Raw genomic sequence first — 25,902 nt, forward strand, 5'->3', positions numbered from 1 at the left:
ATGCGCCCCGACATGGATTCCGCCCACGACGACTCAGAGTTCACTGGCAAGTACGAAGAAGCTGGACGGATCGGTGGGTGGCTTATCGACCGCTTCTATGCGCGAGTTAGGGCTTTGGTGCTACCGCATGTATCTGCGGGCGATACGGTGCTTGAGGTAGGGTGTGGCGCAGGCTACTCCTCGCAGCGGCTTCTGGATTGGCTCCCGTTGGGAACGTCCTATCTCGGCTCCGATGTGGGCGAATCGCTTCTGCAGAAGGCGCGTGCCCGGAATCCTTCGGCGAGCTTCGTTCGCCAGTCCGTTTACGACCTCGCGTTGACAGACAAGTCAGTGGACGTAATCGTGATGCTGGAAGTGCTCGAGCACCTTGAGCATCCTGCACGTGCGTTATCCGAGCTGGCGAGAGTGGCCAGGAAGGCAGTGATCCTCTCCACGCCGCGCGAGCCCCTGTGGCGGATGCTGAACATGGCCCGCGGCAAGTACTTGCTAGACCTGGGGAATACCCCCGGACACGTCCAGCATTGGTCGAGCCGCGCCCTGGTGGAAATGACGACTCCGTATTTCGGGCTGATTGGCCGATTCAACCCGATCCCCTGGACCGTGCTTTCGCTTGCGCCAAGGACATGACCACGCAGCGCGCGCGCCTGTTGTTCGCACTGAAAGTCCTGTACCTGGTCGCCGTTGCTTCGGTCGTGACATGGGCCGTCCTTAACATCGACACCCCGTGGTCCAGGGTTGCCGAACTGATGCGGCGACCGCAGAGCTACGTCTTCATCGTCGCCTGGACGGTGATGGTGGTCCTCCTGGGCATGTTGTGGGCGACGTGGCTCAAATGGGCCTGTGGGCTGGTGCTGCCCGCCCGGTACTGGCTGCCGCTGCAGTTTATCGCCTGGTCAGGCCGCTACTTGCCGGGCAAGGTTGGTTTGCTGGCCGGCAAGCTCTCGGTCACGGAGCGAGGCGCGGCGCTGCGGACAGTTGCCATCTCTGTTGCCGTCGAGCAACTCGGCTTCGTCGTGGCGGGATTCGCGGTGGGGACGACCCTGCTTCCGCTCGCAGAAGTTCGCCGCTTCCTGCCTGTTGAACTGCAGCCTGGTGCGGTCGGCGTCATTGCCAAGCTGCTCGTTCTCGCGGCATGCCTTGGAATCTTCGTTGGCGCGATTCGCCTAGCGGGACGATTGCTCGATGGGCGCTGGAATGCGGAGGCCACCGGCCCCACCAGGCTGGCTGGATTACTCACCTGCTACGCGGTCCCGCATCTGACTGTCGGCGTGGCCTTCTACGCGTTGGTGACCAGCGGCACGGAGATGTCGAGGGAGCTGCCGCTCGCATACGCCGTGGCGCTGCTGGCGCTGGCCCATGTCGGCGGTGCCGTGGCGGTCTTCGCGCCCGCAGGGATTGGCGTCCGCGAAGGTATCATCGTTGCCGGTCTTGCCGGATTCATGGGCCTGGGAGAGGCGCTTCTGGTGGCGGCGTGGCTCCGCGTCCTGTCGCTGATCGCAGATGCGGCGATTCTCGTGCTTGGAGTGGGCCTGGTGCGCAGGACCCGGGCGGCACCCACCTTCCGGCCGTAGGTTAGTCGGGCATGCGTTCGATCTGTTCGCGAATCAGGGTGAGCTCCCGGTTGGCGACCACTTCATAAGAGCGCGTTCTGCGCTTCACCTCGGCCCATGTGCGAAGCGCTTCCGGCTTCATGCCCGCGGCGATATAGAGCCTGGTGAGAAACGCTCCGATGCCGGTGTCGGCATTTGTCTGCCATGCCATTTCGGCCTGCGTGATAGCCTCGCGATAGCGTCGGTCCCGCATGTACAGCTCTGCTGCCAGCGTGCGCAGCAGCCATTTCGGCTTGGACGTGTCCGGCTGCCCCTCGGCCTTGTCGAGCAAGGCGATGACGGTGGTCGCCACGCGGCTCGATGAAATGCCCGTGCAGCGACCTTCAGCCAAGGCCTTCGACAAGGGGCGTAGCGTCAGGACCTCCGTCAGGGTGACCCGCTGGAGCGGCACCGCTTCGGCCTGCGACAATCCGCTTTCGGTCGTCTGGCCATGCTGCAGGCAGTCGATGACGATGCTGCTGATGATCCCGGTGAGCCTCTGGCTGGCATCGGCGCTCGTCGTCAGTCGCTGCATCCGCACTCTCGCGTCATCCCAGCGTCCGAGGTGAATCTCCTGGGATGCCATTTCCAGGTTGGCGCGGAAGGACGTCGGCCTGTGTTCCAGGGCCTGCGCGACAATCGTCGGCATTCCCCGCCAGACCTGCACTTGTTGCCAGGTGATTGCCGCCAGACTGATTGCTGCCACTGCGACTGGAACGACGATCAGCAGTCTGCTTCCCCCGCGGAGCTTGTCTCTGGCGAGGGCAATGAGTCCGCATAGCGCGAGCAACAGGCCGAAGCCGGGCAGGTAGTTCCTGTGCTCGAAATAGAGTTCAAGGGGCAGGATCGAACTCTCGACCGATTGTGCGGCCAGGAAGAAGAACCATCCGGCAAATACCGACGGAGCGAGTCGGCGGACTCTCCAGGCGCCGACGCTGATCGCGAGAAGCGCCACCAGCGCCGCGAACGTGGACGGCGGGGCCAGCAGGCCCCTGGAGATGGCGAAGTCGTCGACGTAGACGCCCATCATCCCGCCCCGCGGCCACACGTACAGGCCGAGGTACTCCATCAGGGCGCGCGGCTGGCTCAGCAGGCGTTCTGCGAGGGTGAAGTCCCGGGTCGCATACAGCCCCAGCAGTGTCTCCGGGCTTGCCGCCAGCAGCCACAACGCCATGGCGCCAGGAACAAGCAGGAACAAGGCGTAGAACGGAACCAGTATGCGCCGCTCGGACGGATTGGGCCGGAAGTAGGCGATTTCGACGACGAGGCAAAGCAGCGGGATGACCGCGGCATTTTCCTTGCTGAAGATGCCCAGCAGCAGGATGGATGGAAACACCAGGAACAGGTTGACTGCCGCGGAGCGTCTTTGCCGTGCGGCCAGTTGCGTCCTCGCCAGGACGTACAGCCACACCGCCACCAGGGCGAAGAAGGTGCTGAGCTGGGCCATGCGCTGCACCGAGTACAGCACGGTGCTGACGTTGATGGGATGCAGCAGCCAGAGCGCAGCCAGGGTGGCGGCCAGTACGGTGGAGTGGCGTTCCAGCGTCGCGTCGGCCGAAAGCAGGCGTCGCAGCATCTGCCATCCGACGAGGCCGCAGGCCAGGTGGATCAGCAGGTTGCCGAATTTGAACGGGAACGGGTGCATTCCGCCCGTCGCCAGGCTCAGCCACAGGCTGGCCATGGAAACCGGCCTGCCGAGGACCCCGGAACTGTTGCCGAAGAACAGCTCGAGCGCAGATGCCCGTCCGTCCAGCCAGTCCTGCAGCGGCGCGAGGTTATAGGGATCGTCGAGGATGAACGGGCCCTTCAGCCCGGGCCAGTAGACCGCAATGGTCGCAAGTACCGCGGCGTAGATGAGCAGGCGGGCTGCGAGGGCAGGGCTGAACCGCGCGCCGGGTGCGTCCCCTGGATCGGGCAGGTTGTGCTGGGCCAAGCTCATCCGGGCGGGACGCCAACTACCGGCATTCGGCAGGTGAGTGGGCCGGGTTGGAGAAGCTGTGTCCGCAGGTCCATTCGATCCGGCCACTGTTCGCAGGCGTCGCTGGCGCAAGCGTGAAGGCACCCGTTGCGCCGGTGTCGGTCACCGTCGCCGTGATCGATCCATCGGTGATCCGGATCGAGGCGCAGTACTTGCTCGCCGAGAAGCTGTAGCCTGCGTCCGTATTGTCGTTCGGGAAGCCGACGGCCGCGTTATAGGACTCGACGACCGCGACTTTCGCAGACGCCGCGAGGTTCAGGCACTCGCTGTTCTTCGTGCGGATCGCATAGTCCTGATACGCCGGCAGTGCGATCGCGATGAGAATGCCAAGAATCGCGATGACAATCATCAATTCGATGAGCGTGAATCCGCGCGCGGCTGTGCGTTTCATCGAATTTCTCCGTTTGTAAGAGTGCGGTGGCACACCGGTACGTCGCAACTGTCATGCCAATCGGTACGACAGGTGAAACAAAGAAGCCCCGGCGCGGGCGCCGGGGCTTCTTTGGGATGCTTCGTGCGCCTAGATCAGCGGCACTCGGCGGGCTCGTGCGCGGTGTTGGTGAAGTTGCCCGAGCAGGTCCAGTCCACGCGACCGCTATTCGCCGGAGAATCAGGGGTCAGCGTGAACGCGCCCGCGGCGCCAGTGTTGGTCACCGTGGCCGTGATCACACCGCTCGCGCCAATCGCGACGCTCGCGCAGTAGCTGCTGGCGCTGAAGGCATAGCCCGCTGCGGAATTGGAGGCCGGCCAGGCATTGTTCGACTGGAAGGTTTCCGAGACGGCAAGCTTGGCCGCGGCGGCCACGTTGAGGCACTCGGCGTTCTTGGTGCGGATCGTGTAGTCCTGGTAGGCCGGCAGCGCGATGGCGATCAGGATGCCGAGGATGGCGATCACGATCATCAGTTCGATGAGCGTGAAGCCCTTCTGGATGTTGCGAACGTTCTTCATGGTGTATCCCCTAGGAGTGGTTGATCTCACGCGCCCCGCCGACCCGCCGTACCGGGGTCCTGTGGACGCCAGGCCGGCAATGCACGTGCGCGGTATTGTCACGCAGGGAGCGTGCCAATGACGGAATCCCGACACCGGCCTGTCGCGAGTTCGACCGCAGTCACGATTCGCCTGGCCATCCGCCACCGGGTTTGGGGTACAGAATGCGACCTTCAGCGTCACTGTGTGACCCGATGTGTCAGTTCGCGCGAATAACCTGGAGCGGTCGGCCATCGCGTGCGTCGATCAGCATCCTGCCCCGGCCGTTCCGGGACGCCACCGGGTGCCAGTGCAGGTGTTCGGCCGGGACCCCGGTCGCACGCGCATAGGAGCTGGCCGACTGGCCCGCTCCCAAGGGCCGGGCGTTGCGCGCGATTTCCTGCGCGAGTTCGTCGTAGGGCATATACCAGCGCGGGCTGTGCTCGATGCCCGCACCGCCCGCAAACAGGGCTTCGATGGCGCGGCTGCGCCCCACGGGGTCGCTTGGCATGCGCGTGGCCGCCAGCAGCGGCCCGGACCAGGACAGCTTGCGCCATTCGGGGCGGGCGGCTATGCCCAGCGCCGCTGGCGCGATCTCGTCGGCCAGCACCAGGGTGAACTGGTCGGGCTGGCCCAGCAGGAAGACGGGGCGCGACTGCGCCAGGGCGTGCAGTCCATACGCCAGGAAGCCGAACTGGCACAGGGCGATCACCGCCAGGTCGAATGTCAGCCCGCGCTTGCCCTTCCTGTAGATGATCAAGGTCAGCAGTGGGCCGGCCGCCAGGTCGATGAACAGCATCAGCTGCAGGATGCGATCCAGCCCGGACACGCGATAAAGCCCGTCGGGGTACCAGAGCAGCACCGCGCCGATGGCGATGCCGCCGATGACGAGGATGCTCAGGAGCAGGTGGGCGGCAGCGGCTTTCCAGCGGTTCATGGCTCGGCGTCGGAGGGAAGGCGGCCGATTCTTCCGGCCGATGGTGAAGATGGCAAGCGGTCCGCGTGCAGTCGTTCGCGGTCGGCCCGACGCATCCGGCGTGATGCGCGCAGTGTCTGGAGTCGCGCTGCTTCCGGCCGGCTGTGCGGCCGATCCATGCGTCCGCAGGCTGCAGCGGGTGACCGCTGCCATCGCGTGATCCCCTGCAGGAGGGCGGACGCGGCCGGCGTCGCCACGCGAGCCCTTCTGATGCGGCTCAAGGTTTCCATGGAAACCGCCGGCAGGGCAGCGCTTGACGTCGCCACCGGGACGGGATTATGTTCGGCCCAAGCGCTGCAGGAGCAGCGCCGGATAGCACAGCCAGGTTGCGGTGCCTATCCACGGGGAACTCAAGGAGCGTCACGCAATGGAATCTGCACCCGGGGCCGGAGCCCGAATCCGGCGTTCGTCCGTCATCGATCCGTCGAACGCGTCCGCAAGCGGCATCGCGTGGCATCGTCATGTCCGGTTTTCGCCTGCGGCGTTTGCCCTGGCGCGATCCGGTCGTAGCCGACGCGGGCTGCCTGTGCGGCAGCCGCTGCGGGCCATGACGCGTGGCCTCGCATTGCTGGCGGTCTGCCTGCTGTGCGCCTGCGCCACGCCGCAGGCGGCCGATATCGGCGGGCGCTGGCGCCCGCTGAACCGGTTTGCCGATGCGCCGCAGGCGATCCCGCTGCAGCAGGCCTATGTGTACCAGGCGTCTCCGGCCGACGGCACGCTCAAGGCGATGCTCGCGCGCTGGGCACGCGATGCGCGGATGACGCTGTCCTACCAGCATCCCAACGATTACACCCTGCACGGTCCGGTGGGCGGCATCCGCACCACCAGCCTCGAGCAGGCGGCCGCAGCACTGTCTTCGGCCTATGGGGATCACGGCGTGCACGTGGCCGTGGACCGCGCGCAGATCGTGGTCAGCCAGCGAACGCCGGGGGATGCAGCCGCGGCAGTGGGTCGGGACGGATAGGAGCGCCCCTCCCATGTTCGGCAAACGGAATGCCGCCTCGCCCGGGATCGAAAGGGCCATCGAGCAGGGCGTCAGCTTCGAGCTGACGCTGGCCGAGTGCATGCGCCGCAGCGAACGCCGCGCGTGGATCGTCGCGGGCTGCGCGGTGGCGATGTCCCTGGTGCTGGCGGGTGGCTACCTCCTGTTCCTGCCGCTGAAGGAGCGGGTGCCCTATCTGGTGATGGCCGACCCGTACACGGGTACCGCCACGGTGGCGCGGCTGGTGGGCGACTTCCACGACCGGGATGTCACCACCGAGGAGGCGATCAACAAGAGCAACGTCGCGCAGTTCGTGCTCGCGCGGGAGGCCTACGACTCGGGCCTGGTCGGGCAACGCAACTGGCGCAGCACCCTGGCGATGGCGGGCAGCGAGGTGGCGCCGGCCTATATCGCGGTGCATTCGGAGAGCAATCCGGAGCGGCCCGGGCGTCTCTATGGTTCGGCGCGGGCGGTGCGCGTGCGCATCCTCAGCATCGTGCTGATCGGCGCCGGGCCCGGCCGCCGTCCGACCGGGGCGACCGTGCGCTTCCAGCGCAGCCTCTTTGACAAGGGGCGGGGCCGGGCCGAACCGCTGGACAGCAGGATCGCCACGCTCGAATTCCGCTACGACCCGGACCTGAGGCTCAGCGAGGAAGACAGGCTTCTCAATCCGCTGGGTTTCCGCGTGACCAGCTATCGGGTCGACAACGACTACGCGCCGGCGCCGCCTCCGCCACCGGAGTTCCCGCTTCCTTCCGCGGCGCAGCCGCCAGCGGACGCGTCGCCCGCGCACGCGGCGGATGCACTGCCGGCCTCGGCCGGAATCCCGCACCCACCGCCGGCCGATGAGCAGGCCGAGGCGACCGCCCCATGAGGACCATGCCCACGATGATCCGCCAACCAGTCTGGCTGCCGCTGCTGCTCCTGGCGTTGCTGTCGTGCGCGGGCACGGCGCGCACGCAGGTGATCGAGGAGTACGAGTACCGCCCCGACCAGGTGTATCCGGTGCGCACCGGGCTGGGCATCACCACCCAGATCGAGCTCAGCCCGCACGAGGAGATCCTGGACTACAGCACCGGATTCAGCGGTGGCTGGGAGCTGAGCCGCCGCGACAACGTGTTCTACCTCAAGCCCAGGAACGTGGACGTGGACACCAACCTGATGGTGCGCACCGCGGCGCATGCCTACATCTTCGAGCTCAAGGTGGTGGCCACCGACTGGCGCCGCCTGGAACAGGCCAAGGCGGCCGGCGTGCAGTACCGGATCCGGTTCCGCTATCCGGGCGACACCGCCTTCGTGCCGAAGCAGGCGGAGGTGGCGGAGCAGGAGCCGGCGCACGAACTCAGCACGCGGTTGCATCCGGATCGGCAGTACTACTTCAACTACGAGTACGCGCACCGCAAACGCGGTCCCGGCTGGCTGGTTCCCGCGACTGTCTATGACGATCGCCGCTTCACCTACATCCGGATGGGCGACCGCACGCGCTTTCCCAGCGGCAACTTTCCCGCGGTGTTCGCCCGCGACAGCGAGGCCGGAGAGGAATTCGTCGTGAACTCGACGGTGGAGGGCGACATGATCGTCGTGCACGGCACCTATCCCTATCTCGTCATCCGCCACGGCGACCACGTCGTCGGCCTGCGCAGGAGCCCCGAGCCGTGATGCACGAATCCCATGACGACGACGGGCAGGCGCCCCGCGCGCGGCCAGGCGCCAACCCCTATTACGAGCGGCAGCGCGGCGGCGATCCGGCCCTGGATGCGGACGCGCCGCAGTTCCAGGCCGTGGAGATGCAGCGCCTGAACCGCAAGGCGCTGCTGTTCCTGGGCGGCATCGTGCTTCTGCTGCTGTGCGCGGCATTCTGGATCTTCAGCGGGGCGATGTCGCAGGCCGACGAGCGCGGCCCGAGGCCGCGCAGCGATGAGGTGGTGATTCCCGCCGCGCCGCGGGACCTGCCCGAGCTGCCGCCCGAGCGTCCACTGCCGCCGATGCCGCAGGAACCGGAACTGCCGCCGCTGCCGGTCTACCAGGAGACGGCCGCGGCGCCGCAACCCGCGTCCCTGCCGGTTGCCGACTGGACCGAGCGTCGCGGTCTCTCGCTGCAGGAGCGCCGCATGCAGGACGTGGCGGGCTCGCCCATGCCCGGCGTCGGCACCGGTAGCGAGGTGCCGGGCATGCTCCCGCCCGACGAGTACGCGCGCCTGATGATGGCCGCGGGCAACCCGCAGCCGGGCGCGGTGGAGCAGGCGCCGCAGGGCGAGGCGAGCGCGAAGCCGCTGTACAACCCCGACACTCTGCTGCTGCGCGGCACCTATATCCGCTGCGTGCTGCAGTCCCGCGTGATCTCCGACTTTCCGGGCTTCACCTCCTGCATCGTTACCGAGCCGGTGTACTCGGTTACCGGCAGGCGCCTGCTGCTGCCGCGGGGGTCGAAGGTGTCGGGCAGCTACGAGAAGGACGCCATTGTCGGCGACCGCGTGGCGGTTGTCTGGGACCGCGTCACCACTCCCACCGGACTCGACGTCAACATGCGCAGCCCCGGCGTGGACATGCTGGGCGCGGCCGGCAATCCCGGCCACTACACGGCCCACTGGGGACAGCGGGTCGGGTCGGCCCTGCTGATCAGCCTGCTCAGCGACGCATTCAAATATGCGGGCGCCAAGCATGGTCCGCAGGAGACCTCGATCGCCAACGGCGTCGTGGTGCAGAGCCCTTACGAGAGCAGTACCGCGCGCACCATGGAGCGCCTGGCCAACATGGCGCTGGAGCGCAACATGACGCGGCCGCCCACCGTGACGATCAACCAGGGCGCGGTGGTGAACGTCTACGTGGCCCGCGACGTGGATTTCTCCGCGGTACTGCGGCAGGGCATGCAATGAGCGCTGCCCCCGCCGTCGCCGCCGTGTCCAGCGAGTTCCTGGACTACCAGTACCGCCTGCTCGGCATCGGCCAGCACATGGATTCCAGCGACGTCACCGAGATCTGCATCAACCGTCCCGGCGAGTTGTATGTGGAAAGGCGCGGGGGCTGGCGGCGCGACGACGTGCCGATGCTGACCTTCGAACGGGCACGGCAGTTCTGTACGGCCGTGGTCAACGAAAGCAATACCGGCCAGCGCATCACGGACGCAGATCCGATGGTCTCGCTGACCTTCCCGACCGGGCAACGCGCACAGTTCGTGATCCCGCCTGCCTGCGATGCCGGGCGGGTGTCCATCACCATCCGGCTGCCGGCGAAGTTCGGCCAGAGCCTGGACGAGTACGAGGCCGACGGCTTCTTCGACGAGATCCTGGAGCAGGCCGAAGACCTCGGCGAGCACGACCGCGAGCTCCTGCAGCTGCAGCACGGGCGCCAGTACGCCGAGTTCTTCCGCAAGGCGGTGCGCTACCGGAAGAACATCGTGGTGGCGGGCGCCACCGGCAGCGGCAAGACCACCTTCATGAAGTCGCTGGTGAACCACATCCCCGAAGACGAGCGCCTGGTCACCATCGAGGATGCGCGCGAGCTGTTCCTGCGCCAGCCCAACGTCGTGCACCTGCTGTACTCCAAGGGCGGGCAGTCGACGAGCAGCGTCACCGCGCGCAGCTGCATGGAGGCCTGCCTGCGGATGAAGCCGGACAGGATCATCCTGGCCGAGCTGCGTGGCGACGAATCGTTCTACTTCATCCGCAACTGCGCATCCGGGCACCCGGGTTCGATCACCAGCTGCCATGCCGGAAGCACGGTCCAGGCCTGGGACCAGCTGGCGCTGATGGTGAAGGCGTCGGCGGAAGGGGCGGGCCTGGAGTTCGAGGTGATCAAGCGCCTGCTGCGCATGACCATCGACATCGTCGTCCACATCAAGGCGCATGCCGGGCGCCGCTACATCACCGCGATCGACTTCGATCCTGCGAGGGCGCGCGCATGAACGCTGCCGCGCGCCGGGATCGCCTGCGGTCGTGGCCGGTCGCATTGCCGGCTGCCTCCACCGGGCCGGGGAGGGGTTGACGAGATGCTGCCCGGCATGGAGCTCATGGGCTGCGCCGAACTCGCCGTGCCTGCGGACGTGATGCAGCACGTGGTACGCGTGGAATCCTCGTTCAACCCCTACGCGATCGGCGTGGTCGACGGCCGGCTGGCACGGCAGCCGCGCAGCCTGCCCGAGGCCGTATCCACGGCGCGGATGCTGGAGCGCGAGGGCTACAACTTCTCGCTGGGGCTGGCCCAGGTGAACCGGCACAACCTGGCCAGCCAGGGGCTGGATTCGTACGAGCGCGCGTTCGATGTCTGCCCCAACCTGCGTGCCGGCGCCCGGATCCTGGCCGACTGCCACCGGCGCGCGGGGCAGGACTGGGGCAAGGCCCTGAGCTGCTACTACTCGGGCAACTTCGTCACCGGCTTCCGGCACGGTTACGTGCAGAAGGTGCTGGCCTCCTGGGGCGCGGCGCCTGCAGTCGCGGCAGCACGTCCGATCGACCTGGTGCAGCGTCGCGCGCGCGATGCCGCTGCCGCGGTGGCGGACCTGGGATCGCTGCTGCAGCGACGGACGCGGGAAGTGGCGGACCGGGCAGGGCCGGCGCCCGGCCCCGAGATCGCGAATGCTGCCCTGCCGCCCCCCGCAGGTGCGGAAGTTCCATCGGCGCCCGCCGCGGCCACGACGCCGCACGACGCCGGACCCGTGATCGTCCAGTCCATGCAGGCCGCCGTACCCAACCGCGTCCCCGCAAGCCCGCTGCAGCACGGGGCGCCGCATGCGGATGCCGCCTTCGTGTTCGAGCAGTAAGCGCGCCCAACGGTGCGTGGCAGTCCCGTCAACCCAGTCCAAAACCCCAGCCGGAGTCCGACATGAAGCACATCTCAACCCAACGCCCCCGCAACGCGTCCACCGTCCCCGCCGCCGCCGGCAGCCGCGTCCTGATCGCCTGCCTGGCATTCGCCATGCCCCTGCTGGCATGGGCCCAGGACGGGACCGGCGCGCGCGGCCGAGTCGAAACCTTCTTCACCAACATCAATTCGCTGCTCAACGTGGCGTCGATCGCGGTGGTCACCATCGCGGTGATCTTCGCCGGCTACCAGATCGCCTTCAACCACAAGCGCATCGGCGACGTGGCCCCGGTGCTGATCGGTGGCTTCCTGATCGGCGCGGCCGGGCAGATCGCGAAGATGCTGCTGCCGGACGACGTGACCTCGACGGCGATGCTCATCGGCCAGGCACTGCTGCAACATGCATAAGGACGTCCTGTTCAGGGGCTGCACGCGTCCGGCCATGTTCATGGGCGTGCCCTACATGCCGTTCGCGATCGGCGCCGGCGCGTGCCTCCTGATGACCTTCTACTTCAACATGTTCTTCCTGGCCCTGCTGCCGGTCGTGATCTTCGTCATGCGCCAGATGGCGCGGCGCGACGAGATGATCTTCCGCCTGCTGGGGCTGCGCTGGCAGTTCCGGAGCAAGGTCCGCAACCTCCGCCACCATGGAGGCACATGGGCCTTCTCCCAGAACGGCTACCGGAAGGACCTGCAGGACCCGATGCAGGACGGATGACGCCATGGTGGTCGCGGACACTTCCATCGCCGAGTTCATTCCGCTCTCCTCGCATGTCGCCGACAGCGTGGTGAAGACGACCGGCGGGGATTTCCTGCTCACATGGCGACTGGACGGGCTGCCCTTCGTGGGGCGCGAGGACTGGGATCTGGAGCACCGGCACGGCACCTTGAACCGCATGCTGCAGACGTTGCGGGCGCCGGATTTCGTCAACGTGGCGTTCTGGGTCCACGACGTGCGCCGTCGTGGCGGCGTGCGCGTGCCCGGCACCTACGCCCAGGCCTTCAACCAGCAGCTGTCGGACGACTACTACGCAGCCCTGTCCGCGCAGAAGATCATGCGCAACGAGCTCTATCTCACCCTGGTCTACCGTCCGGTGGTGGGTGGCAAGCGGTTCGTGGAACGATCGACCAGCATCGCGCGGCTGCAGGCCGAACAGGATCAGGCCGTGGCGCGGCTGCTGGAACTGGCGGACAACCTCGAGGCGGTTCTGCGGGACCACGCGCCGGTCCGGCTGGGGATGTACGAGGGTACGAACGGGGTGGTGTTTTCGCAGACGCTGGAATTCTTCGGCTTCCTGCTCAATCGCCTGTGCGAACCGGTCCCGGTGTTGCGCGCGCCGGTCTGCGACTACCTGCCGGTCAGCCGCCACACCTTCTCCGCGCGCGGCGGCGACTTCGCCATCACCGAGCCGGACGGCGCCCATCATTTCGGCGCGATCCTCAACATCAAGGAGTACGCCGAGGCGACCTCGCCCGGCGTGCTCAACGGGCTCAAGTACCTCGATTTCGAGTACGTGATCACGCACTCGTTCAGCCCGATGGGCAGGCAGGACGCGCTGAAGGTCCTGGACCGCACCAAGGGCATGATGATCTCGTCCGGCGACAAGGCGGTCAGCCAGATTGCCGAGCTCGACCAGGCCATGGACCAGGTGGCCTCCGGCAACTTCGTGCTGGGCGAATACCACTTCATCATGGCGCTGTACGCGGACGACCAGCAGCAGCTCTCGCGCAACCTCGCCACCGCACGCGCGGAGCTGTCCAATGCCGGGTTCGTCTCGGCCAAGGAAGACCTGGCCGTGTGTGCCTCGTTCTATTCGCAGCTGCCCGGCAACTGGAAGTACCGCACGCGGCTGGCGAACGTGAGTTCGCTCAACTTCCTCGGGCTTTCCCCGTTGCACAACTTTGCGGTCGGAAAGCGCAGCAACAATCCCTGGGGCGATTGCGTCACCGCCCTGCAGACCACGAACGGACAGCCCTACTACTTCAACTTCCATGCGACCCATCCGGCCGAAAACTCGCTCGGAGAGAAGGCCATCGCCAACACCATGGTCATCGGCAAGTCCGGCACCGGGAAGACCGCGCTGATCAACTTCCTGCTCAGCCAGGTGCAAAAGTTCGATCCCGTGCCTACGATCTTCTTCTTCGACAAGGATCGAGGCGCCGAGATCTTCGTCCGCGCCTGCGGCGGCAACTACCTCGCGCTGGCCAACGGCGAACCGACCGGCTTCAACCCGTTCCAGTGCGAGAACAGCGAGACCAACCTCCAGTTCCTGGGCAATCTGGTGAAGGTGCTCGCCGCCAAGTCGCACTACACCGCGCGCGAGGACGAGGACATCCATCGCGCCGTGGCCGCGATGCTGGACATGCCGCCGCAGCTGCGGTCGATGACCAACTTCCAGAAGAGCCTGCCCAACATGGGCGACGACGGGCTGTACGCGCGCCTGCGCAAATGGACGGCGGGCAACGCCCTGGGCTGGGTGTTCGATAATCCGGTGGACATCATCGACCTGGATCGGGCCAGCATCATCGGGTTCGATTACACCGACGTGATCGACAACGCCGAGGTCCGCGTGCCGGTGGTGAGCTACCTCCTGCACCGCCTGGAAGGGCTGATCGACGGGCGCCCCCTGGTCTACGTGATGGACGAGTTCTGGAAGATCCTGGCCGGCGGCGGCGAGCTGAAGGAATTCGCGCGCAACAAGCAGAAGACCATCCGCAAGCAGAACGGCTTCGGAATCTTCGCCACCCAGAGTCCGGAGGACGCGCTGGGCAGCGACATCTCCGCGGCCCTGATCGAGCAGACCGCCACGCTGATCCTGCTGCCCAATCCCAGCGCCTCGCGTGAGGACTATGTCGAGGGGCTGAAGCTGACCGAGGCCGAGTACCAGGTGGTGAAGGGCCTGGACGAGCGCTCGCGCAGTTTTCTGGTCAAGCAGGGCCACGTGTCGACGGTGTGCCAGCTCAACCTCCGAGGCCTCGAGGATGCGCTGGCGGTGATCTCCGCCAGCACCGACAACATCGCGGTCATGCATCGCGTGCTTGCCGAGGAGGCCGAGCGCCTAGGTGTCGCCGTGGACGCGCTGGCGCCCGAGCAGTGGCTGTCGCGATTCCAGCGGGAGCGGAAAGGCGCGAGAAGCAGCGGGGAGGGTGCGCGGCCCGCGCCTTTACGGGGAGCGGGCGAGGCCCGCGGCGCCACGGCGCACGGAAACCAGTACGGGCTCCGGCCCGCCATCAAGGAGCAATCGAGATGAGCAGAAGGAACATGCGTCGCCTCGCCCGGATCCCCGCTTCGGCTGCGCTGATCGCGGGGCTGGCGGTCTCCGGCTCGGCGTTCGGACAGACGATCGTCGCCGACCCGGGGCACACCATCACCAACAAGCTGGCCTGGATCGCGCAGTACCAGCAGAAGTACGACCAGTTGCGGCGACAGATCCAGCAATACGAGGCCCAGCTCCGCGACCTCGAGCAGAAGTACGTGAAAGGCAAGGCCTTCAAGGGCGGATCGGGCTATCGCGAAACGCTGGCCGAGCGGCGGGTGAACGATTTCGTGGAGGAGCGCTGCGGGGATGCATCCGACCTGCCCAGGGCGCCGCAGAGGATCGCGCAGATTTCGCTGCGACAACACCAGACCTGCACCGCCATCGTGCAGACCGAGAACACCCGCTACAACGTCATGGTCAAGATCCTTAACCGCCTCGCCGAGCGCGATCGCGAGATGGACGAGATCCGGCGCCAGGCCGAAAGCGTGCCGGAAGACCAGCCCGGCGCGCTCGACCGGGTGGACAACAACATCGCGCAGCTGGAAGCCAGGCTGGCGACCGACGTGCAGAACGCCAGCACCCTGCTGGGCGCATACGACGCGGCCCTGCAGGCGCTGCACACCGAGCAGGTCTGGCTGGGACAGGCGGCATTCAGCGACGATGCGGCCCGCAAGGGCGGAATCGCCGGACTGCTGGACAGCGCGATCCAGTACGGAACCCTGAAGGCGGCGCTCGGCGTGGCGCGGCGCCGCGATCGCTGACGGGGCCTCGACTGCCGCGGACGGGCCTGCAGGAACAGCAACAGGAACAGGAACAGGACAGGAAGGCAAAGCACATGGACGTTGTGGGCCTGGCATCGGCGAGCGCGCTGTGGGACTGGATTCCCGCCCGGGCGGGACTGCCCAACATGATCTTCTTCAGCGAGATCAGCAGTTTCCTGGACGACGAACTGATCGGGGAGTACCTCCCCAACCTCGGTGCCCGCGTCGTCCGGGTGCTGGGCGGCCTCGGCATCACCCTGCTCACGCTCTGGATCATGCTGCAGGGCTACCGGGTCGTGACCGGGCAGTCGCGCGAATCGATGATGGCGCTGGTGGTCAGCTCGCTGCGCGCGACCTTCATCATCGGCATCGCGCTCGGGGTGGCGGTGTCGTGGGGGCCGATCTACCAGACGCTGACCGACGGGCTGAGCCGCACGATCAGCGAGACCATGACCGGGGAGGAGGACGGGGAAGGCGCATACGAGGACATCGACCGCACGCTGGCCATCATGCAGGTCGCGCTGGAGGCGATCGACGCGGTGGACGTGCGCGACAACGTGGTGACCCAGTCGCAGAAGGAGCGGGCCCTCCTGCTGACGGGCGTCGGGCTGGGCGCACCGGCGATGATGGCGGCGACCGCGATGCTGCTGAACAAGATCGCGATCGGCCTGATCGTCGCGCTCGGTCCCCTGTTCATCCTGTGCCTGCTGTTCGAGCCGACCCGGTCGCTGTTCCAGCGCTGGCTGTTCTACGGCATCGGCACCCTGTTCTCGATGGCGCTGTTGAGCGTGATGGTGACGCTGGCCCTGGATATGGTGATCGCAGTGGGAATGGCGTTCTGGGTCACGTCGTTCTTCGGGGTCGGCAACGAGAGCGTGACCGGGATGGCCATGCAGCAGGGCGGCCTGGGCGTCATCCTGACCGCGCTGATCGTCAGCGCACCACCCATGGCCGCGATGCTGTTCCAGGGCACGCTCGGCCAGTTCAATCCCTACAGCGCGTTCAACCAGCCGCAATACGGCGCTCCCGGCCAGCCGGGGTCCGCCGGCGCGGGAGGGATGCGGTGATGCGGATGCACCGACGGCGTGGCCGGTTACCCAGAGGCCGACGCAGTCCTTGTGGACGATCGGCCGAACTTGCCGGACGCGGTCGGTCGGCCTTTCTGTCTGAGGTCACGTCCCTGGGCAGGCCCACGCAGGGCATGTCTCGATGAAAGGAATCACCCTTGTACGCAACACGGGGGAGGAGATGCGAAACGCAGCGTTGATCGCGGCGGTAATGGTGGCGGGCTGTGGACCAGTGATGGCCCAGACGGCATGCCCGCAGGGCGTTGCAATAGGCTCCGCTCGCTGCGGCCCGGGCGGCAGTGGAATACCGTGGAGCATCGGCTTCCTCAAGCCTAAGCCGACATGGCGCCGTGGATGGGGTGCGTTTGCCAGAAACGACGCCCAATCCATTATCGGCGTCTCGACAGGGACCCGATCCCCCGAAGCGGCTGCTCGCGGGGCCATCAGGGGATGCCGGTCGGCCGGGGGTGAGGGCTGCGAGGTGTTCTTCACCTATCGCGACAGTTGCGCGGCCATCGCCAAACCAGGCGGGACCGACGCGATCCAGCCGACCTACCACGAGGAGGCCCGATCCGAGGAAGAGGCCAGCAGCCTGGTGCTGGAAACCTGCAGCCAGGCCCACGAAGGGCTCGCCTGCGAGGTCATCTACAGCAACTGTTCGACCGGATTCCACAGATACTGACGCCGGGCGGCCCCGCTGCGTCAGGCAGGCGCATGCGGCCCGGTCCCGCTCACGTCAGGACATCGTTGAGCAGGTGCGCCAGCCGGGCTCCACCCAGCTGCACCTGGCGCTCGGCGGTCGGCCGATGACGGTCCAGATAGCCGGCTTCAATCTTCGCCTGCTCCGGGTACACGCCGGGCGTGGTGGCGATGCGGCAGGATTGTTCGGCCCAGACGGCGGGGGACGAAGGCGTATAGGGCCCGACGTCAGCGGGCAACCGGTCTGCCGCGAGCTGCAGCCTGTCTGCGTATTCGGCTTCGTCCAGCCCGGCCGAACCCAAAAGGTCGTCGTCCCACAGGGCGTGCAGGTTGCTGCCTTTGCCGTGCACGTGCACCTGTACCCGGTTGCCGCCGCGATCGTGGCCGTAGCCGGCGTGCATGGGCTGGTGGGCGTCGCCTACGAAATGGATCACGAACTTGAGCGCCTGCAGGCGCTCGGCGTCGGGGCGGCTGCGGTCGGCCAGGATGTCCGCCTGCTCGCGGATCGCGGCCACCACGCAGTCGCCACCGGCACAGTGGCGGGCGGCATCGAAGGCGCAGCCGTCCTCGGCCATGTTGACGAAGTGCCAGCGGGTGCTGCGCCGCGCAAGCTCGCTGTCGGTGTTGCGCAGCTCGTCGGCCCAGCTGGCCACGTCGGCCATCCTGGACGCTCCTCCCAGCGCCAGCAGGCGCTGCACCTCGGCGCGCGCCTCCGGCTGCAGATGGGGCTCGGCCAGCTTGGCCACCAGGCGGTGGCCGTAGCCGTTCCAGGCATGGGAGACGCTGGAGCAGGCCAACAGGCCCAGCAGGAGCAGGGGAGTCGAAAAACGCATGGCCGGCACTGTACCCGATGCGATGCAGGCCACGGCAGGCGTGCCCGCGGGTCCGCAATCGAGGGCACGTCCTGCCGCGGTGCGCGCCATGGCAGGCTCGCGATGGGCCGCGTCCGGCGGGGATGGGATACTGGCGCGATGCCGAGCCGCTCCAGCCGCCTTCCATCCCGCGGGGTCCTGCCTTGAAGGCGCGGCTGGTCGCCGTGGGCGAACGTGCCCCCGCGTGGGTGGCGGAAGGCTTTGCCGAGTACCGCAAGCGCCTGTCGCACTGGCTGCCGCTCGAGCTGGTGGAAGTCGAGCCGGGTGTGCGCGGCAAGGGCCGCGATGCCGCGCGGGCCATGCAGGACGAAGGCGCGCGCGTGCTGGCGGCGATCCCGCGCAACAGCCTGGTGGTGGCGCTCGACGGGCGCGGCCACGCGCATTCGTCCGAGCAGCTGGCGCAGCGCATGGAGCACTGGCGCGGGCAGGGGCGCGATCTTGCATTCCTGATCGGCGGCCCGGAAGGCCATGCCGCCGACGTGCTGGCGCGGGCCGACGAACACTGGTCGCTCGGCCCGCTCACCTTGCCGCACATGCTGGTGCGGCTGGTGCTCGCCGAACAGCTGTATCGCGCCGCCAGCCTGCTCGCCAATCACCCTTACCACCGCAGCTGAACAACGCGCCGCGTTGGACATGTTTGTGAGGGGCGCTTCACCATCGGAAATGTCGGCTGAAGGCTTTTCGCGCAACGCGGAACAGGCACATTCTTCATCGCCGCTTAAGGCGTAGGTTGCGCTCGCCTGGCGTCGCGTTTGCCATGCAGATGCGGAGGCGCGCCGTTCCCCCAGGCGAGAGGAGAGCCCCCATGTCTCGTCGCACCCCCCTGCATACCGCCCTGCGCTGCGCCATCGCCGCCAGCGCCCTTGGCCTTGCCTGTGCGCATGCGCAGGACGTTCCGGCCACGACTACCGAAGACACCACCACCCTCGACCGGATCGAGGTCACCGGGTCGCGCATCCGCCGCGTCGATACCGAGACCGCCTCGCCGGTGCAGACCATCCAGCGCGAGGACATCGACCGCACCGGCAAGGCCACGCTCGGCGAGTTCCTGCAGACGTTGGCCGTCGACGGCTCGGGCTCGGTGCCCAAGAGCTTCGGCGCCGGATTCGCTTCCGGCGCGTCGGGCGTGTCCCTGCGGGGCCTCGGCGCCGGCTCGACCCTGGTGCTGGTCAACGGTCGCCGCATCGCGCCCTACGGCATGGCCGACGATGGGCAGAAGGTGTTCACCGACCTGAGCATCATCCCGATGGAGGCGGTCGAGCGCGTGGACATCCTCAAGGATGGCGCTTCGTCGATCTACGGTTCGGACGCCATTGCCGGCGTGGTCAACGTGATCCTGCGCAAGGATTTCGACGGTCTGGTGGCGCGCGCGTCGTATGGCCAGTCGGGCGACAGCGACGGCGACGAGCGCAAGCTGTCGGCCACCTGGGGCCTCGGCAGCCTCGCCGACGACGGATTCAACTTCTTCTTCAGCGCCGAGGTGGGCAAGAGCGACGAGATCTTCGTGCGCGACCGCGCGGACCGCGACTGGATCGGCACCGGCGACCTCACCGCCTGGGGCTACGACCCCACCAGTTTCGGCGGCCTGGCCGGCTACATCCCGGACGGCGGCATCTCGCAGAACACGCCGGTGGGGGCCATCGAGTACGGGCCCGGCGACTGGCGCTCGCTGGAGGGGCCGGAGGCCTGCGCGCAGCTGTCGACCCACAGCGTGGCGCAGGATCCAAATCCCAATCCGCTCAACCGTGGCTGCATCTGGGACGTGGTGCAGTTCACCAGCCTGCAGCCGGAGCAGCAGTACGCGAACTTCTTCGCCCGCGCGGCGTTCGCGCTGTCCGAATCGGCCACGCTCTACCACGAGTTCGCCCTGGGCCAGAAGGAGAGCGCGTTCACCAACACGCCCAGCGGCGTCTCCGGTGCCTGGGCCTCGCCGCTGGGCGGGGCGGTGAATGCCAGCAGCGGCCCGGGCGCGACCGTGCTCGGCGCCGACCATCCCGACAACCCGCTCGGCACCGATGCGCGGCTGCGCTACTCGGCCTTCGACGTGGGCCCGCGCCGTACCGTCACCGACAACCGGTTCTTCCGTTTCCTCGTCGGCGTCGAGGGCGCGATGGGTGAGTGGGACTACGACGTCGCCTACCTGCATTCGTCCACCGACCTGGACCAGTCGCGCACCGGTTTCCTGCACTACGGGCGCGTGCGCGAGGTGCTGGCCGACGGCGACAGCAGCCCGGTGGGCTGGTGGCGCCTGGGCACCGGCGCTGCGGCCAACAGCCAGGCCCTGTACGACTACATCTCGCCCACCATCGGCGCCCGCGCCGAAACCCAGCTCGATTCGCTGGAACTCGCCTTCACCCGCAGCCTGTTCGACCTGTCGGGCGGGCCGCTGGGGCTGGCGCTGGGCGCGGAATGGCGCCGCCTGAGCGCGCGCCTGACGCCGGTGACGTTCACCGACGAGAGCAACGTCATCGGCCTGGGCTATTCGGCCTACGACGGCGACGAGACGGTGGCCTCGGCCTATGTCGAGCTGAGCGCGCCGGTGCTCGAGACGCTGGAGGTTTCGGGGGCCCTGCGCGTGGACAGCTACCGCGACGGCGAAACATCGGTCACGCCCAAGGTCGGCGCGAAGTGGACGCCGGCGCGCTGGATCGCGCTGCGCGGCACCTATGCCGAAGGCTTCCGCGCGCCCAACCCGGCCGAGACGGCGGGTTCGTCGGTCGGCTTCGCCACGGTCAACGATCCGGTCCGCTGCAGCATCGAGCCGACCCCGAGCAACTGCCCCAGCGCCGTGGCCTTCATGAACCAGCCCAACCCCGACCTGGAGCCGGAGGAGTCCACGAGCTACACGGTGGGGCTGGTGCTGCAGCCCACCGACCGCACCACGGTGGCGCTGGACGCCTGGCGGATCGAGCGCGAGAACGAGATCACCACCATGAGCCTGAGCCAGGCGATGGCCGACCCGGCCAACGTGATCCGCAGCGACGACGACGTGCCCGGCTTCCCCGGCAGCGGCACCCTGCTGGCGGTGCTGACCAACTACATCAACGCCAGCTCGACCCTGGTGCAGGGCGTGGACCTGGACGCGCGGCACGTGTTCCCGTTCGACAGCGGACGGCTGTCGCTGGACCTGCAGTGGAGCCACATCGACAAATACGAGATCGACGACGGCGACCGCTACGAGATCGCCGGCACCCACGACAACTGCAACGTCACCAACTGCATCGGCACGCCGAAGGACCGCGCCAACTTCGGCGCCACCTGGACCACGGAGGTCTGGAGCCTGAGCAGCGTGGTGAACTACCGCGGTGCGTTCGACAACACCGTCCCGTACTCCAGCGGGAGCGGCGACGAGTGTGCGGCGGTGTTCGCCGATGGCACCGAGGCCCCGGAGGGATGCGAGATCCCGTCGTTCCACAGCATCGACCTGTCGGGCACCTGGCAGCTCACCGATGCGCTGCAGCTGTTCGGCTCGGTGCAGAACGTGACCGACCGGGTCGCGCCGCTGGACCCCACCACCTACGGCGCGCTCAACTTCAATCCGCTCGACTTCAGCGGCGCGATGGGGCGCTTCTACACCCTGGGCCTGCGCATCGAACTCTGATGCAGGGGACGGTGGGGCCGCGCGGCCATCGCGGGCCCCGCCGCTTCGGTCAGTGCCGGTCGAGGCGGAACTCGATCGGCACCAGTCCCACCGCCTGCACCGGCAGGCCGTCGCGCAGGGCCGGCTGGAAACGCCAGTGACGCTGCACGTGCCGCAGCGCCTCGCGATCCAGGACGGCATGGCCGCTGCTCTGCTCGATCCGCACCTCCAGCGGGCGCCCGTCGGTATCCACCAGGATCCGCAGCAGCACCACCCCTTCCATCCCGCGCTGGACGGCCAGGCGCGGGTACTCCGGCGAGGGCGCGCGTGCGTACTGCAACTGCATGCCGGTGAGCGGGGCGGAGGATTCGACCGTTGCGGCCGTGTCCTGCGTCGGCGTCTGCGGCGCGGACTCGACGAACACGCCCTGGTCGACCAGTACCGGGACGTCCGCCGCCGGCGGCGCCACGGCGACATCGCGCATCGCGGGCCGCGGCTGGACGCGGGGCGGGACGACGGGCACCACCTCCGGCGGAGGCGGCGTGACGCGCCGTTCCACCGGCACGATCGGCACCAGCTGCAGTTCGGGTACGGTCTCGGCCGGCGCGGGCGGGGCCGGCAAGGTCATCGGCGACAGCAGCATGGCCAGGGCCAGCACGTTGAGCGCGAGCGTGCTGCTGATGCCGAGGATGCGATTGACGTCCAGGCGCGGGGCCTGCGCGCCGTGCCGGGCTGAGTGGGTCTGCTGCAACACCATGGTCCACCTCCGCGATTGCCGGCGGCCGGGAAGGCCGTCGTCTGGGCTGTGAACGCGCCGCTGGCGGGAGCGGGGTTGCGGTGGAGCCCGGCGTCCCGCGTGGCGCGCGACCTCGACTGCAGTTCGACGCTACGCCCGCGGTCGTCGGGAAGGCAATGCGACGGAAGTCGAAGGGCGCGATCGCGCTACGGACGGCACGGAGCGTGCGGGTCTCGCGTCGGGCTAGGCCGGCTGTGGGGGATCGTGGGGCGTGTGCAGCCTGGCCGTTGCCGGCGCGCGCGAGGTGGCGCGACAGCAGGTTCGGGACGCCGGATCAGTGCACTTTCCTCCGGACCGGAACGAGATGCACCGGCGCTGCGGCCGGTGCGGTCGGTACGGCCGCAGCCCCCGCGGGGTGCGGCTGGAAGCGGAGGCGCAACACACCCGGGCGCCGCCGGCAGCGACGGCGCGGGGCGCTGGCGTCAGCCGCCCTGGTGGGTGCCGTCCCCCTCGGGCTCGCGGTCGAGGCCACCCGCATCCGGGTTGGGCTGCTTCTTCGCGCCGGGCTCGCGCGCTTCCTCCTGGTCGCGCGGTTCCTGCTCGCGGTAGCCGGAGCGGTCGTCGGGCTTGCGTGGATCCTTGGGCATGGTCAATTCCCCAGTTCGAAGACGACGTCGAGGTTGGCCGAGAGCGTGGTTTCGCCCGGCGAAACCGGTGCCGACTCCATGCGCGCGTCCATCGCCATGGCCTTCATCATCGGCATCGGCGGCTGGAAGCCGCCACCCTCGCTGATGCTCACGATGCGGCGCACGCGCATGCCCAGCGTCTTGGCGTAGGTCTCGGCCCGCGCCTGCGCCTGCTTGAGGGCGGCCTGGCGGGCCTCGTCGTAGACGGCCTCCGGCTGGTCGATGCCGAAGCTCGGACCATGCACCTGGTTGGCGCCGCTGGCGACCAGCGCGTCCAGCACCTGGCCCAGCTTGCCGATGTCGCGCACCTTGACGTCGACGGTGTTGCTGGCCTGGTAGCCGGTGATGGTGGGTGGCTGGTTCTCGGCGTGGCGGTACTGGGGATGGATGTTGATGCCGCTGGTCTGGATGTCGCGCTCGGCCACGCCGGCGGCGCGGAGCGTTGACACCACCTTGGCCATCTGTGCGGAGTTGGCCTGGAGCGCGGCATTGGCATCGGCGGCCTGGGTCACCACGCCGGTCGAGAGGGTGGCGATGTCGGGCGTGCGGCTGGCTTCGGCGCGTGCGCTCACCGACAGCAGGGTGCCGTCGCTGGAGACGGCGGCAGGGTGTTGCTGGGCGTGGCTCATGGTGAAGGGCCCCAGGGCAAGGAGTCCGGCGAGCAGGAGGCGCGCGGAGGTGGATCGGAACATGATGGTCTCCGGTTTGGCGAGGAAAGGGTCGTCAGGATCCGGTGAACGGTCCGTGAGCCTGAACGGGGTTGACCGTGCCGCTCCGGCCGGCGGCGGGCCGCCGCGGGTATCCTTTCCCGATGCTGCATCTTGCCTCCCAATCCCCGCGCCGGCGCGAGCTTCTGGCACGCCTCGGCGTGGCCTTCGGCATCGTCGATGTCGATGTTCCTGAACAGCGTGCGCCCGGCGAGCCGCCGGAGGATTACGTGCGCCGGGTCGCCCGCGAGAAGGCGGGCGCCGGCCTGCTCGAGGTGGTGGCGGTGCCGGGTGCGCTGGTGCTCGGCGCCGACACCGAGGTGGTGCTCGACGACGAAGTCTTCGGCAAGCCCCGCGACGGCGCCGACGCCGCGGCGATGCTGCGGCGGCTCTCGGGGCGCACGCACGAGGTGATCTCGGCGGTGAGCCTGGTGTCGGCCGGGCGCGAGGCGCAGGTGGCCTGCATTTCGCGGGTGGAGTTCGCGCCGCTGGACGCGCGCGACATCGACGCCTACGTGGCCAGCGGCGAGCCCATGGGCCGCGCCGGCGCATACGCGATCCAGGGGGGCGCCGAGTGCTTCGTGCGCCGCCTCGATGGCAGCTATTCGGGCGTGATGGGCCTGCCCCTGCATGAAACCGCCACGCTGCTACGGCAGTTCGGGGTCGAGACCGGCTTCGTGCCGGCGACCGGGGGAGCGAGCGCCTGATGTCCGAGGAGATCCTGGTCAACGTCACCCCGCGCGAAACGCGCGTGGCCGTGGTCGAGAACGGCATGCTGCAGGAGCTGCACATCGAGCGCGGCTGGCGACGCGGCGTGGTGGGCAATATCTACAAGGGCCGGGTGCAGCGGGTGATGCCGGGCATGCAGGCGGCGTTCGTCGACATCGGCCTGGAGCGCACCGCCTTCCTGCACGCCAACGACGTGGTGCGCCCGGCCCAGCCCGAGGCGGTGGACGACACGCTGCCACCGGTGCCGCAGCCGGTGCGTCCGGTGACCGAACTGCTGCGCGACGGGCAGGAAGTGATCGTGCAGGTGGTCAAGGACCCGATCGGCAGCAAGGGCGCGCGCCTGACCACCCAGCTGAGTATTCCCTCGCGCTACCTGGTGCTGCTGCCGCAGTCGCGGGTGATCGGTGTGTCGGCGCGGATCGAGGACGAGGCCGAGCGTACGCGGCTGAAGTCGCTGGTGGCCGAGGCTTCGCCCGCGGACGAGCCGCTCGGCTACATCGTGCGCACCAATGCCGAAGGCCAGCCGGCCGAGGCGCTGGCCGAGGACCTGGCCTACCTGTCGCGGGTGTGGAACATCGTCGGCAAGCGCTCGCGCGAGGCGCCGGTGCAGACCTGCATCTACGAGGACCTGAGCCTGCCGCTGCGCGCGGTGCGCGACCTGATCCGCAAGGACGTGGAAAAGGTGAAGGTCGACTCGCGCGAGACCTACGAGCGCCTGCAGGCCTTCGTCGCCAAGTACATGCCGGTACTGGCCGAACGCATCGAGCTATACACCGGCAACCGCCCGATCTTCGACCTGTACGGGGTCGAGGACGAGATCCAGCGCGCGCTGGACAAGGAAGTGCCGCTGAAGTCCGGCGGCTACCTGGTGATCGACCAGACCGAGGCCATGACCACGGTCGACGTGAATACCGGCTCCTTCGTCGGCCAGCGCAACCTCGAGGAAACGGTGTACCGCACCAACCTGGAGGCCGCGCAGGCGGTGGCGCGCCAGCTGCGGCTGCGCAACCTGGGCGGGATCATCATCATCGACTTCATCGACATGGTCGACGAGGAACACCGCCGCCAGGTGTTGCGCACGCTGGAGAAGTCGCTGGCCAAGGACCACGCCAAGACCACGGTCTACGATTTCTCGCCGCTGGGCCTGGTGGAGATGACGCGGAAGCGCACCGTCGAGAGCCTGCAGCGCCAGCTCAGCGAGACCTGCAATGCCTGCGGCGGGCGCGGCATGGTGAAGACGCCGGAAACGGTGACCTACGAGATCTTCCGCGAGATCGTGCGCGCCGTGCGCCAGTTCGAGGCAGAGCGCCTGCTGGTGATCGCCTCGCCCAAGGTGGTGGCGCGCATCACCGAGGACGAGTCGACGGCGGTGGCCGAGCTGGAGGAATTTCTCGGCAAGAGCATCCGCTTCCAGGCCGACGAGCAGTACCTGCAGGAACAGTTCGATGTCGTTTTGTTGTGACGCCGGGATTCGTGATTCGGGATACGGGATTCGGGAAGGCAGGCGCGTCCCA

The 25,902-nt window shown here is 68.1% G+C and carries 26 protein-coding genes; 18 read left to right on the forward strand and 8 right to left on the reverse strand.

The annotated features are described in order from the left end of the window. Both ACQYVW_RS16720 and ACQYVW_RS16725 read left to right on the forward strand, forming a co-directional pair. Positions 1 to 627: a class I SAM-dependent methyltransferase gene (locus tag ACQYVW_RS16720; RefSeq protein ID WP_434947772.1), complete on the forward strand. Its 627-nt coding sequence runs from the start codon at positions 1 to 3 to the stop codon at positions 625 to 627. Beyond that, positions 624 to 1,571 (forward strand): hypothetical protein, encoded by a 948-nt coding sequence (locus ACQYVW_RS16725; protein ID WP_434947773.1) that lies wholly within the window; start codon positions 624 to 626, stop codon positions 1,569 to 1,571. Before ACQYVW_RS16720 ends, ACQYVW_RS16725 begins: the two co-directional genes overlap by 4 nt. Before the next feature lies 1 nt (position 1,572). Here the strand turns inward: ACQYVW_RS16725 and ACQYVW_RS16730 are convergent, their stop codons facing one another. From ACQYVW_RS16730 to ACQYVW_RS16745, 4 genes are all read right to left on the reverse strand, one after another. Beyond that, positions 1,573 to 3,522, reverse strand: coding sequence for a hypothetical protein (locus ACQYVW_RS16730; protein WP_434947774.1), 1,950 nt, complete (start codon positions 3,520 to 3,522; stop codon positions 1,573 to 1,575). Between the two features lie 22 nt (positions 3,523 to 3,544). Further along, positions 3,545 to 3,958, reverse strand: a complete 414-nt coding sequence (locus ACQYVW_RS16735) for a pilin (protein WP_434947775.1) — start codon at positions 3,956 to 3,958, stop codon at positions 3,545 to 3,547. Between the two features lie 134 nt (positions 3,959 to 4,092). Beyond that, positions 4,093 to 4,515, reverse strand: a complete 423-nt coding sequence (locus ACQYVW_RS16740) for a pilin (protein ID WP_434947776.1) — start codon at positions 4,513 to 4,515, stop codon at positions 4,093 to 4,095. Between the two features lie 238 nt (positions 4,516 to 4,753). After that, positions 4,754 to 5,662 carry a hypothetical protein gene (locus ACQYVW_RS16745; protein WP_434947777.1) on the reverse strand — a complete coding sequence of 303 codons (909 nt, stop codon included), beginning with the start codon at positions 5,660 to 5,662 and terminating at the stop codon, positions 4,754 to 4,756. Positions 5,663 to 6,056: 394 nt separating this feature from the next. Here ACQYVW_RS16745 and ACQYVW_RS16750 point away from each other — a divergent pair, with 394 nt between their 5' ends. The 12 genes from ACQYVW_RS16750 to ACQYVW_RS16805 all read left to right on the forward strand — a co-directional run bounded on the left by ACQYVW_RS16750 (position 6,057) and on the right by ACQYVW_RS16805 (position 17,061). Continuing rightward, positions 6,057 to 6,473 carry a hypothetical protein gene (locus ACQYVW_RS16750; protein ID WP_434947778.1) on the forward strand — a complete coding sequence of 139 codons (417 nt, stop codon included), beginning with the start codon at positions 6,057 to 6,059 and terminating at the stop codon, positions 6,471 to 6,473. A 13-nt stretch (positions 6,474 to 6,486) separates the two neighbouring features. After that, positions 6,487 to 7,365 (forward strand): VirB8 family type IV secretion system protein, encoded by an 879-nt coding sequence (locus tag ACQYVW_RS16755; RefSeq protein WP_434947779.1) that lies wholly within the window; start codon positions 6,487 to 6,489, stop codon positions 7,363 to 7,365. 5 nt (positions 7,366 to 7,370) lie between these two features. After that, positions 7,371 to 8,150, forward strand: coding sequence for a TrbG/VirB9 family P-type conjugative transfer protein (locus ACQYVW_RS16760; RefSeq protein WP_434947808.1), 780 nt, complete (start codon positions 7,371 to 7,373; stop codon positions 8,148 to 8,150). Further along, positions 8,150 to 9,367 (forward strand): TraB/TrbI/VirB10 family type IV secretion system protein, encoded by a 1,218-nt coding sequence (locus tag ACQYVW_RS16765; protein WP_434947780.1) that lies wholly within the window; start codon positions 8,150 to 8,152, stop codon positions 9,365 to 9,367. Before ACQYVW_RS16760 ends, ACQYVW_RS16765 begins: the two co-directional genes overlap by 1 nt. Beyond that, entirely contained in the window at positions 9,364 to 10,395 is a 1,032-nt protein-coding gene (virB11, locus tag ACQYVW_RS16770; protein WP_434947781.1) for a P-type DNA transfer ATPase VirB11, read from the forward strand. Before ACQYVW_RS16765 ends, virB11 begins: the two co-directional genes overlap by 4 nt. A gap of 96 nt (positions 10,396 to 10,491) precedes the next feature. Beyond that, positions 10,492 to 11,250: a lytic transglycosylase domain-containing protein gene (locus ACQYVW_RS16775; RefSeq protein WP_434947809.1), complete on the forward strand. Its 759-nt coding sequence runs from the start codon at positions 10,492 to 10,494 to the stop codon at positions 11,248 to 11,250. A gap of 62 nt (positions 11,251 to 11,312) precedes the next feature. Then, on the forward strand, positions 11,313 to 11,699 hold the full coding sequence (locus tag ACQYVW_RS16780; RefSeq protein WP_434947782.1) for a TrbC/VirB2 family protein: 387 nt from the start codon (positions 11,313 to 11,315) through the stop codon (positions 11,697 to 11,699). Next, positions 11,692 to 12,009 (forward strand): VirB3 family type IV secretion system protein, encoded by a 318-nt coding sequence (locus ACQYVW_RS16785; RefSeq protein ID WP_434947783.1) that lies wholly within the window; start codon positions 11,692 to 11,694, stop codon positions 12,007 to 12,009. The genes ACQYVW_RS16780 and ACQYVW_RS16785 overlap by 8 nt, the downstream gene beginning before the upstream one ends. Before the next feature lie 4 nt (positions 12,010 to 12,013). Beyond that, entirely contained in the window at positions 12,014 to 14,542 is a 2,529-nt protein-coding gene (locus tag ACQYVW_RS16790; protein WP_434947784.1) for a VirB4 family type IV secretion/conjugal transfer ATPase, read from the forward strand. Beyond that, on the forward strand, positions 14,539 to 15,312 hold the full coding sequence (locus tag ACQYVW_RS16795) for a hypothetical protein (protein WP_434932959.1): 774 nt from the start codon (positions 14,539 to 14,541) through the stop codon (positions 15,310 to 15,312). The genes ACQYVW_RS16790 and ACQYVW_RS16795 overlap by 4 nt, the downstream gene beginning before the upstream one ends. Positions 15,313 to 15,386: 74 nt before the next feature. Further along, positions 15,387 to 16,379: a TrbL/VirB6 family protein gene (locus ACQYVW_RS16800; protein WP_434947785.1), complete on the forward strand. Its 993-nt coding sequence runs from the start codon at positions 15,387 to 15,389 to the stop codon at positions 16,377 to 16,379. A gap of 235 nt (positions 16,380 to 16,614) precedes the next feature. After that, a complete protein-coding gene (locus ACQYVW_RS16805; RefSeq protein WP_434947810.1) occupies positions 16,615 to 17,061 on the forward strand; it encodes a DUF4189 domain-containing protein in 447 nt (148 codons plus the stop codon). 49 nt (positions 17,062 to 17,110) lie between these two features. Here the strand turns inward: ACQYVW_RS16805 and ACQYVW_RS16810 are convergent, their stop codons facing one another. Beyond that, positions 17,111 to 17,911, reverse strand: coding sequence for a S1/P1 nuclease (locus ACQYVW_RS16810; RefSeq protein ID WP_434947786.1), 801 nt, complete (start codon positions 17,909 to 17,911; stop codon positions 17,111 to 17,113). 182 nt (positions 17,912 to 18,093) lie between these two features. Here ACQYVW_RS16810 and rlmH point away from each other — a divergent pair, with 182 nt between their 5' ends. Together rlmH and ACQYVW_RS16820 are read left to right on the forward strand one after the other, a co-directional pair. Next, complete coding sequence (gene rlmH / locus ACQYVW_RS16815; RefSeq protein ID WP_434947787.1) at positions 18,094 to 18,564, forward strand: 23S rRNA (pseudouridine(1915)-N(3))-methyltransferase RlmH; 471 nt, start codon at positions 18,094 to 18,096, stop codon at positions 18,562 to 18,564. A gap of 191 nt (positions 18,565 to 18,755) precedes the next feature. Further along, positions 18,756 to 21,551 (forward strand): TonB-dependent receptor, encoded by a 2,796-nt coding sequence (locus ACQYVW_RS16820; protein ID WP_434947788.1) that lies wholly within the window; start codon positions 18,756 to 18,758, stop codon positions 21,549 to 21,551. Between the two features lie 49 nt (positions 21,552 to 21,600). Here the strand turns inward: ACQYVW_RS16820 and ACQYVW_RS16825 are convergent, their stop codons facing one another. From ACQYVW_RS16825 to ACQYVW_RS16835, 3 genes are all read right to left on the reverse strand, one after another. Continuing rightward, entirely contained in the window at positions 21,601 to 22,287 is a 687-nt protein-coding gene (locus ACQYVW_RS16825) for an energy transducer TonB (protein ID WP_434947789.1), read from the reverse strand. 461 nt (positions 22,288 to 22,748) lie between these two features. Next, a complete protein-coding gene (locus ACQYVW_RS16830) occupies positions 22,749 to 22,913 on the reverse strand; it encodes a hypothetical protein (RefSeq protein WP_434947790.1) in 165 nt (54 codons plus the stop codon). Positions 22,914 to 22,915: 2 nt separating this feature from the next. Continuing rightward, the gene (locus tag ACQYVW_RS16835; RefSeq protein ID WP_434947791.1) at positions 22,916 to 23,644 is read right to left on the reverse strand and encodes an SIMPL domain-containing protein; all 729 of its coding nucleotides are present in this window, start codon (positions 23,642 to 23,644) and stop codon (positions 22,916 to 22,918) included. A 119-nt stretch (positions 23,645 to 23,763) separates the two neighbouring features. Here ACQYVW_RS16835 and ACQYVW_RS16840 point away from each other — a divergent pair, with 119 nt between their 5' ends. Then, positions 23,764 to 24,366, forward strand: a complete 603-nt coding sequence (locus tag ACQYVW_RS16840; RefSeq protein ID WP_434947792.1) for a Maf family protein — start codon at positions 23,764 to 23,766, stop codon at positions 24,364 to 24,366. After that, a complete protein-coding gene (rng, locus tag ACQYVW_RS16845; RefSeq protein ID WP_434947793.1) occupies positions 24,366 to 25,850 on the forward strand; it encodes a ribonuclease G in 1,485 nt (494 codons plus the stop codon). The genes ACQYVW_RS16840 and rng overlap by 1 nt, the downstream gene beginning before the upstream one ends. The last annotated feature ends 52 nt before the right edge of the window (positions 25,851 to 25,902 follow it).

The organism is Luteimonas campi, from assembly GCF_051162505.1.
GTDB lineage: Bacteria > Pseudomonadota > Gammaproteobacteria > Xanthomonadales > Xanthomonadaceae > Luteimonas.

Excerpts from the sequence above, each read along its gene's own strand:
- ACQYVW_RS16720 (WP_434947772.1), top strand. The coding sequence starts at position 1 with ATGCGCCCCGACATGGATTCCGCCCACGACGACTCAGAGTTCACTGGC.
- ACQYVW_RS16725 (WP_434947773.1), top strand. The coding sequence starts at position 624 with ATGACCACGCAGCGCGCGCGCCTGTTGTTCGCACTGAAAGTCCTGTAC.
- ACQYVW_RS16735 (WP_434947775.1), bottom strand. The coding sequence starts at position 3,958 with ATGAAACGCACAGCCGCGCGCGGATTCACGCTCATCGAATTGATGATT.
- ACQYVW_RS16740 (WP_434947776.1), bottom strand. The coding sequence starts at position 4,515 with ATGAAGAACGTTCGCAACATCCAGAAGGGCTTCACGCTCATCGAACTG.
- ACQYVW_RS16745 (WP_434947777.1), bottom strand. The coding sequence starts at position 5,662 with ATGGCAGCGGTCACCCGCTGCAGCCTGCGGACGCATGGATCGGCCGCA.
- ACQYVW_RS16750 (WP_434947778.1), top strand. The coding sequence starts at position 6,057 with ATGACGCGTGGCCTCGCATTGCTGGCGGTCTGCCTGCTGTGCGCCTGC.
- ACQYVW_RS16755 (WP_434947779.1), top strand. The coding sequence starts at position 6,487 with ATGTTCGGCAAACGGAATGCCGCCTCGCCCGGGATCGAAAGGGCCATC.
- ACQYVW_RS16760 (WP_434947808.1), top strand. The coding sequence starts at position 7,371 with ATGCCCACGATGATCCGCCAACCAGTCTGGCTGCCGCTGCTGCTCCTG.
- ACQYVW_RS16765 (WP_434947780.1), top strand. The coding sequence starts at position 8,150 with ATGCACGAATCCCATGACGACGACGGGCAGGCGCCCCGCGCGCGGCCA.
- virB11 (WP_434947781.1), top strand. The coding sequence starts at position 9,364 with ATGAGCGCTGCCCCCGCCGTCGCCGCCGTGTCCAGCGAGTTCCTGGAC.
- ACQYVW_RS16775 (WP_434947809.1), top strand. The coding sequence starts at position 10,492 with ATGGAGCTCATGGGCTGCGCCGAACTCGCCGTGCCTGCGGACGTGATG.
- ACQYVW_RS16780 (WP_434947782.1), top strand. The coding sequence starts at position 11,313 with ATGAAGCACATCTCAACCCAACGCCCCCGCAACGCGTCCACCGTCCCC.
- ACQYVW_RS16785 (WP_434947783.1), top strand. The coding sequence starts at position 11,692 with ATGCATAAGGACGTCCTGTTCAGGGGCTGCACGCGTCCGGCCATGTTC.
- ACQYVW_RS16790 (WP_434947784.1), top strand. The coding sequence starts at position 12,014 with ATGGTGGTCGCGGACACTTCCATCGCCGAGTTCATTCCGCTCTCCTCG.
- ACQYVW_RS16795 (WP_434932959.1), top strand. The coding sequence starts at position 14,539 with ATGAGCAGAAGGAACATGCGTCGCCTCGCCCGGATCCCCGCTTCGGCT.
- ACQYVW_RS16800 (WP_434947785.1), top strand. The coding sequence starts at position 15,387 with ATGGACGTTGTGGGCCTGGCATCGGCGAGCGCGCTGTGGGACTGGATT.
- ACQYVW_RS16805 (WP_434947810.1), top strand. The coding sequence starts at position 16,615 with ATGGCCCAGACGGCATGCCCGCAGGGCGTTGCAATAGGCTCCGCTCGC.
- ACQYVW_RS16810 (WP_434947786.1), bottom strand. The coding sequence starts at position 17,911 with ATGCGTTTTTCGACTCCCCTGCTCCTGCTGGGCCTGTTGGCCTGCTCC.
- ACQYVW_RS16820 (WP_434947788.1), top strand. The coding sequence starts at position 18,756 with ATGTCTCGTCGCACCCCCCTGCATACCGCCCTGCGCTGCGCCATCGCC.
- ACQYVW_RS16825 (WP_434947789.1), bottom strand. The coding sequence starts at position 22,287 with ATGGTGTTGCAGCAGACCCACTCAGCCCGGCACGGCGCGCAGGCCCCG.
- ACQYVW_RS16830 (WP_434947790.1), bottom strand. The coding sequence starts at position 22,913 with ATGCCCAAGGATCCACGCAAGCCCGACGACCGCTCCGGCTACCGCGAG.
- ACQYVW_RS16835 (WP_434947791.1), bottom strand. The coding sequence starts at position 23,644 with ATGTTCCGATCCACCTCCGCGCGCCTCCTGCTCGCCGGACTCCTTGCC.
- ACQYVW_RS16840 (WP_434947792.1), top strand. The coding sequence starts at position 23,764 with ATGCTGCATCTTGCCTCCCAATCCCCGCGCCGGCGCGAGCTTCTGGCA.
- rng (WP_434947793.1), top strand. The coding sequence starts at position 24,366 with ATGTCCGAGGAGATCCTGGTCAACGTCACCCCGCGCGAAACGCGCGTG.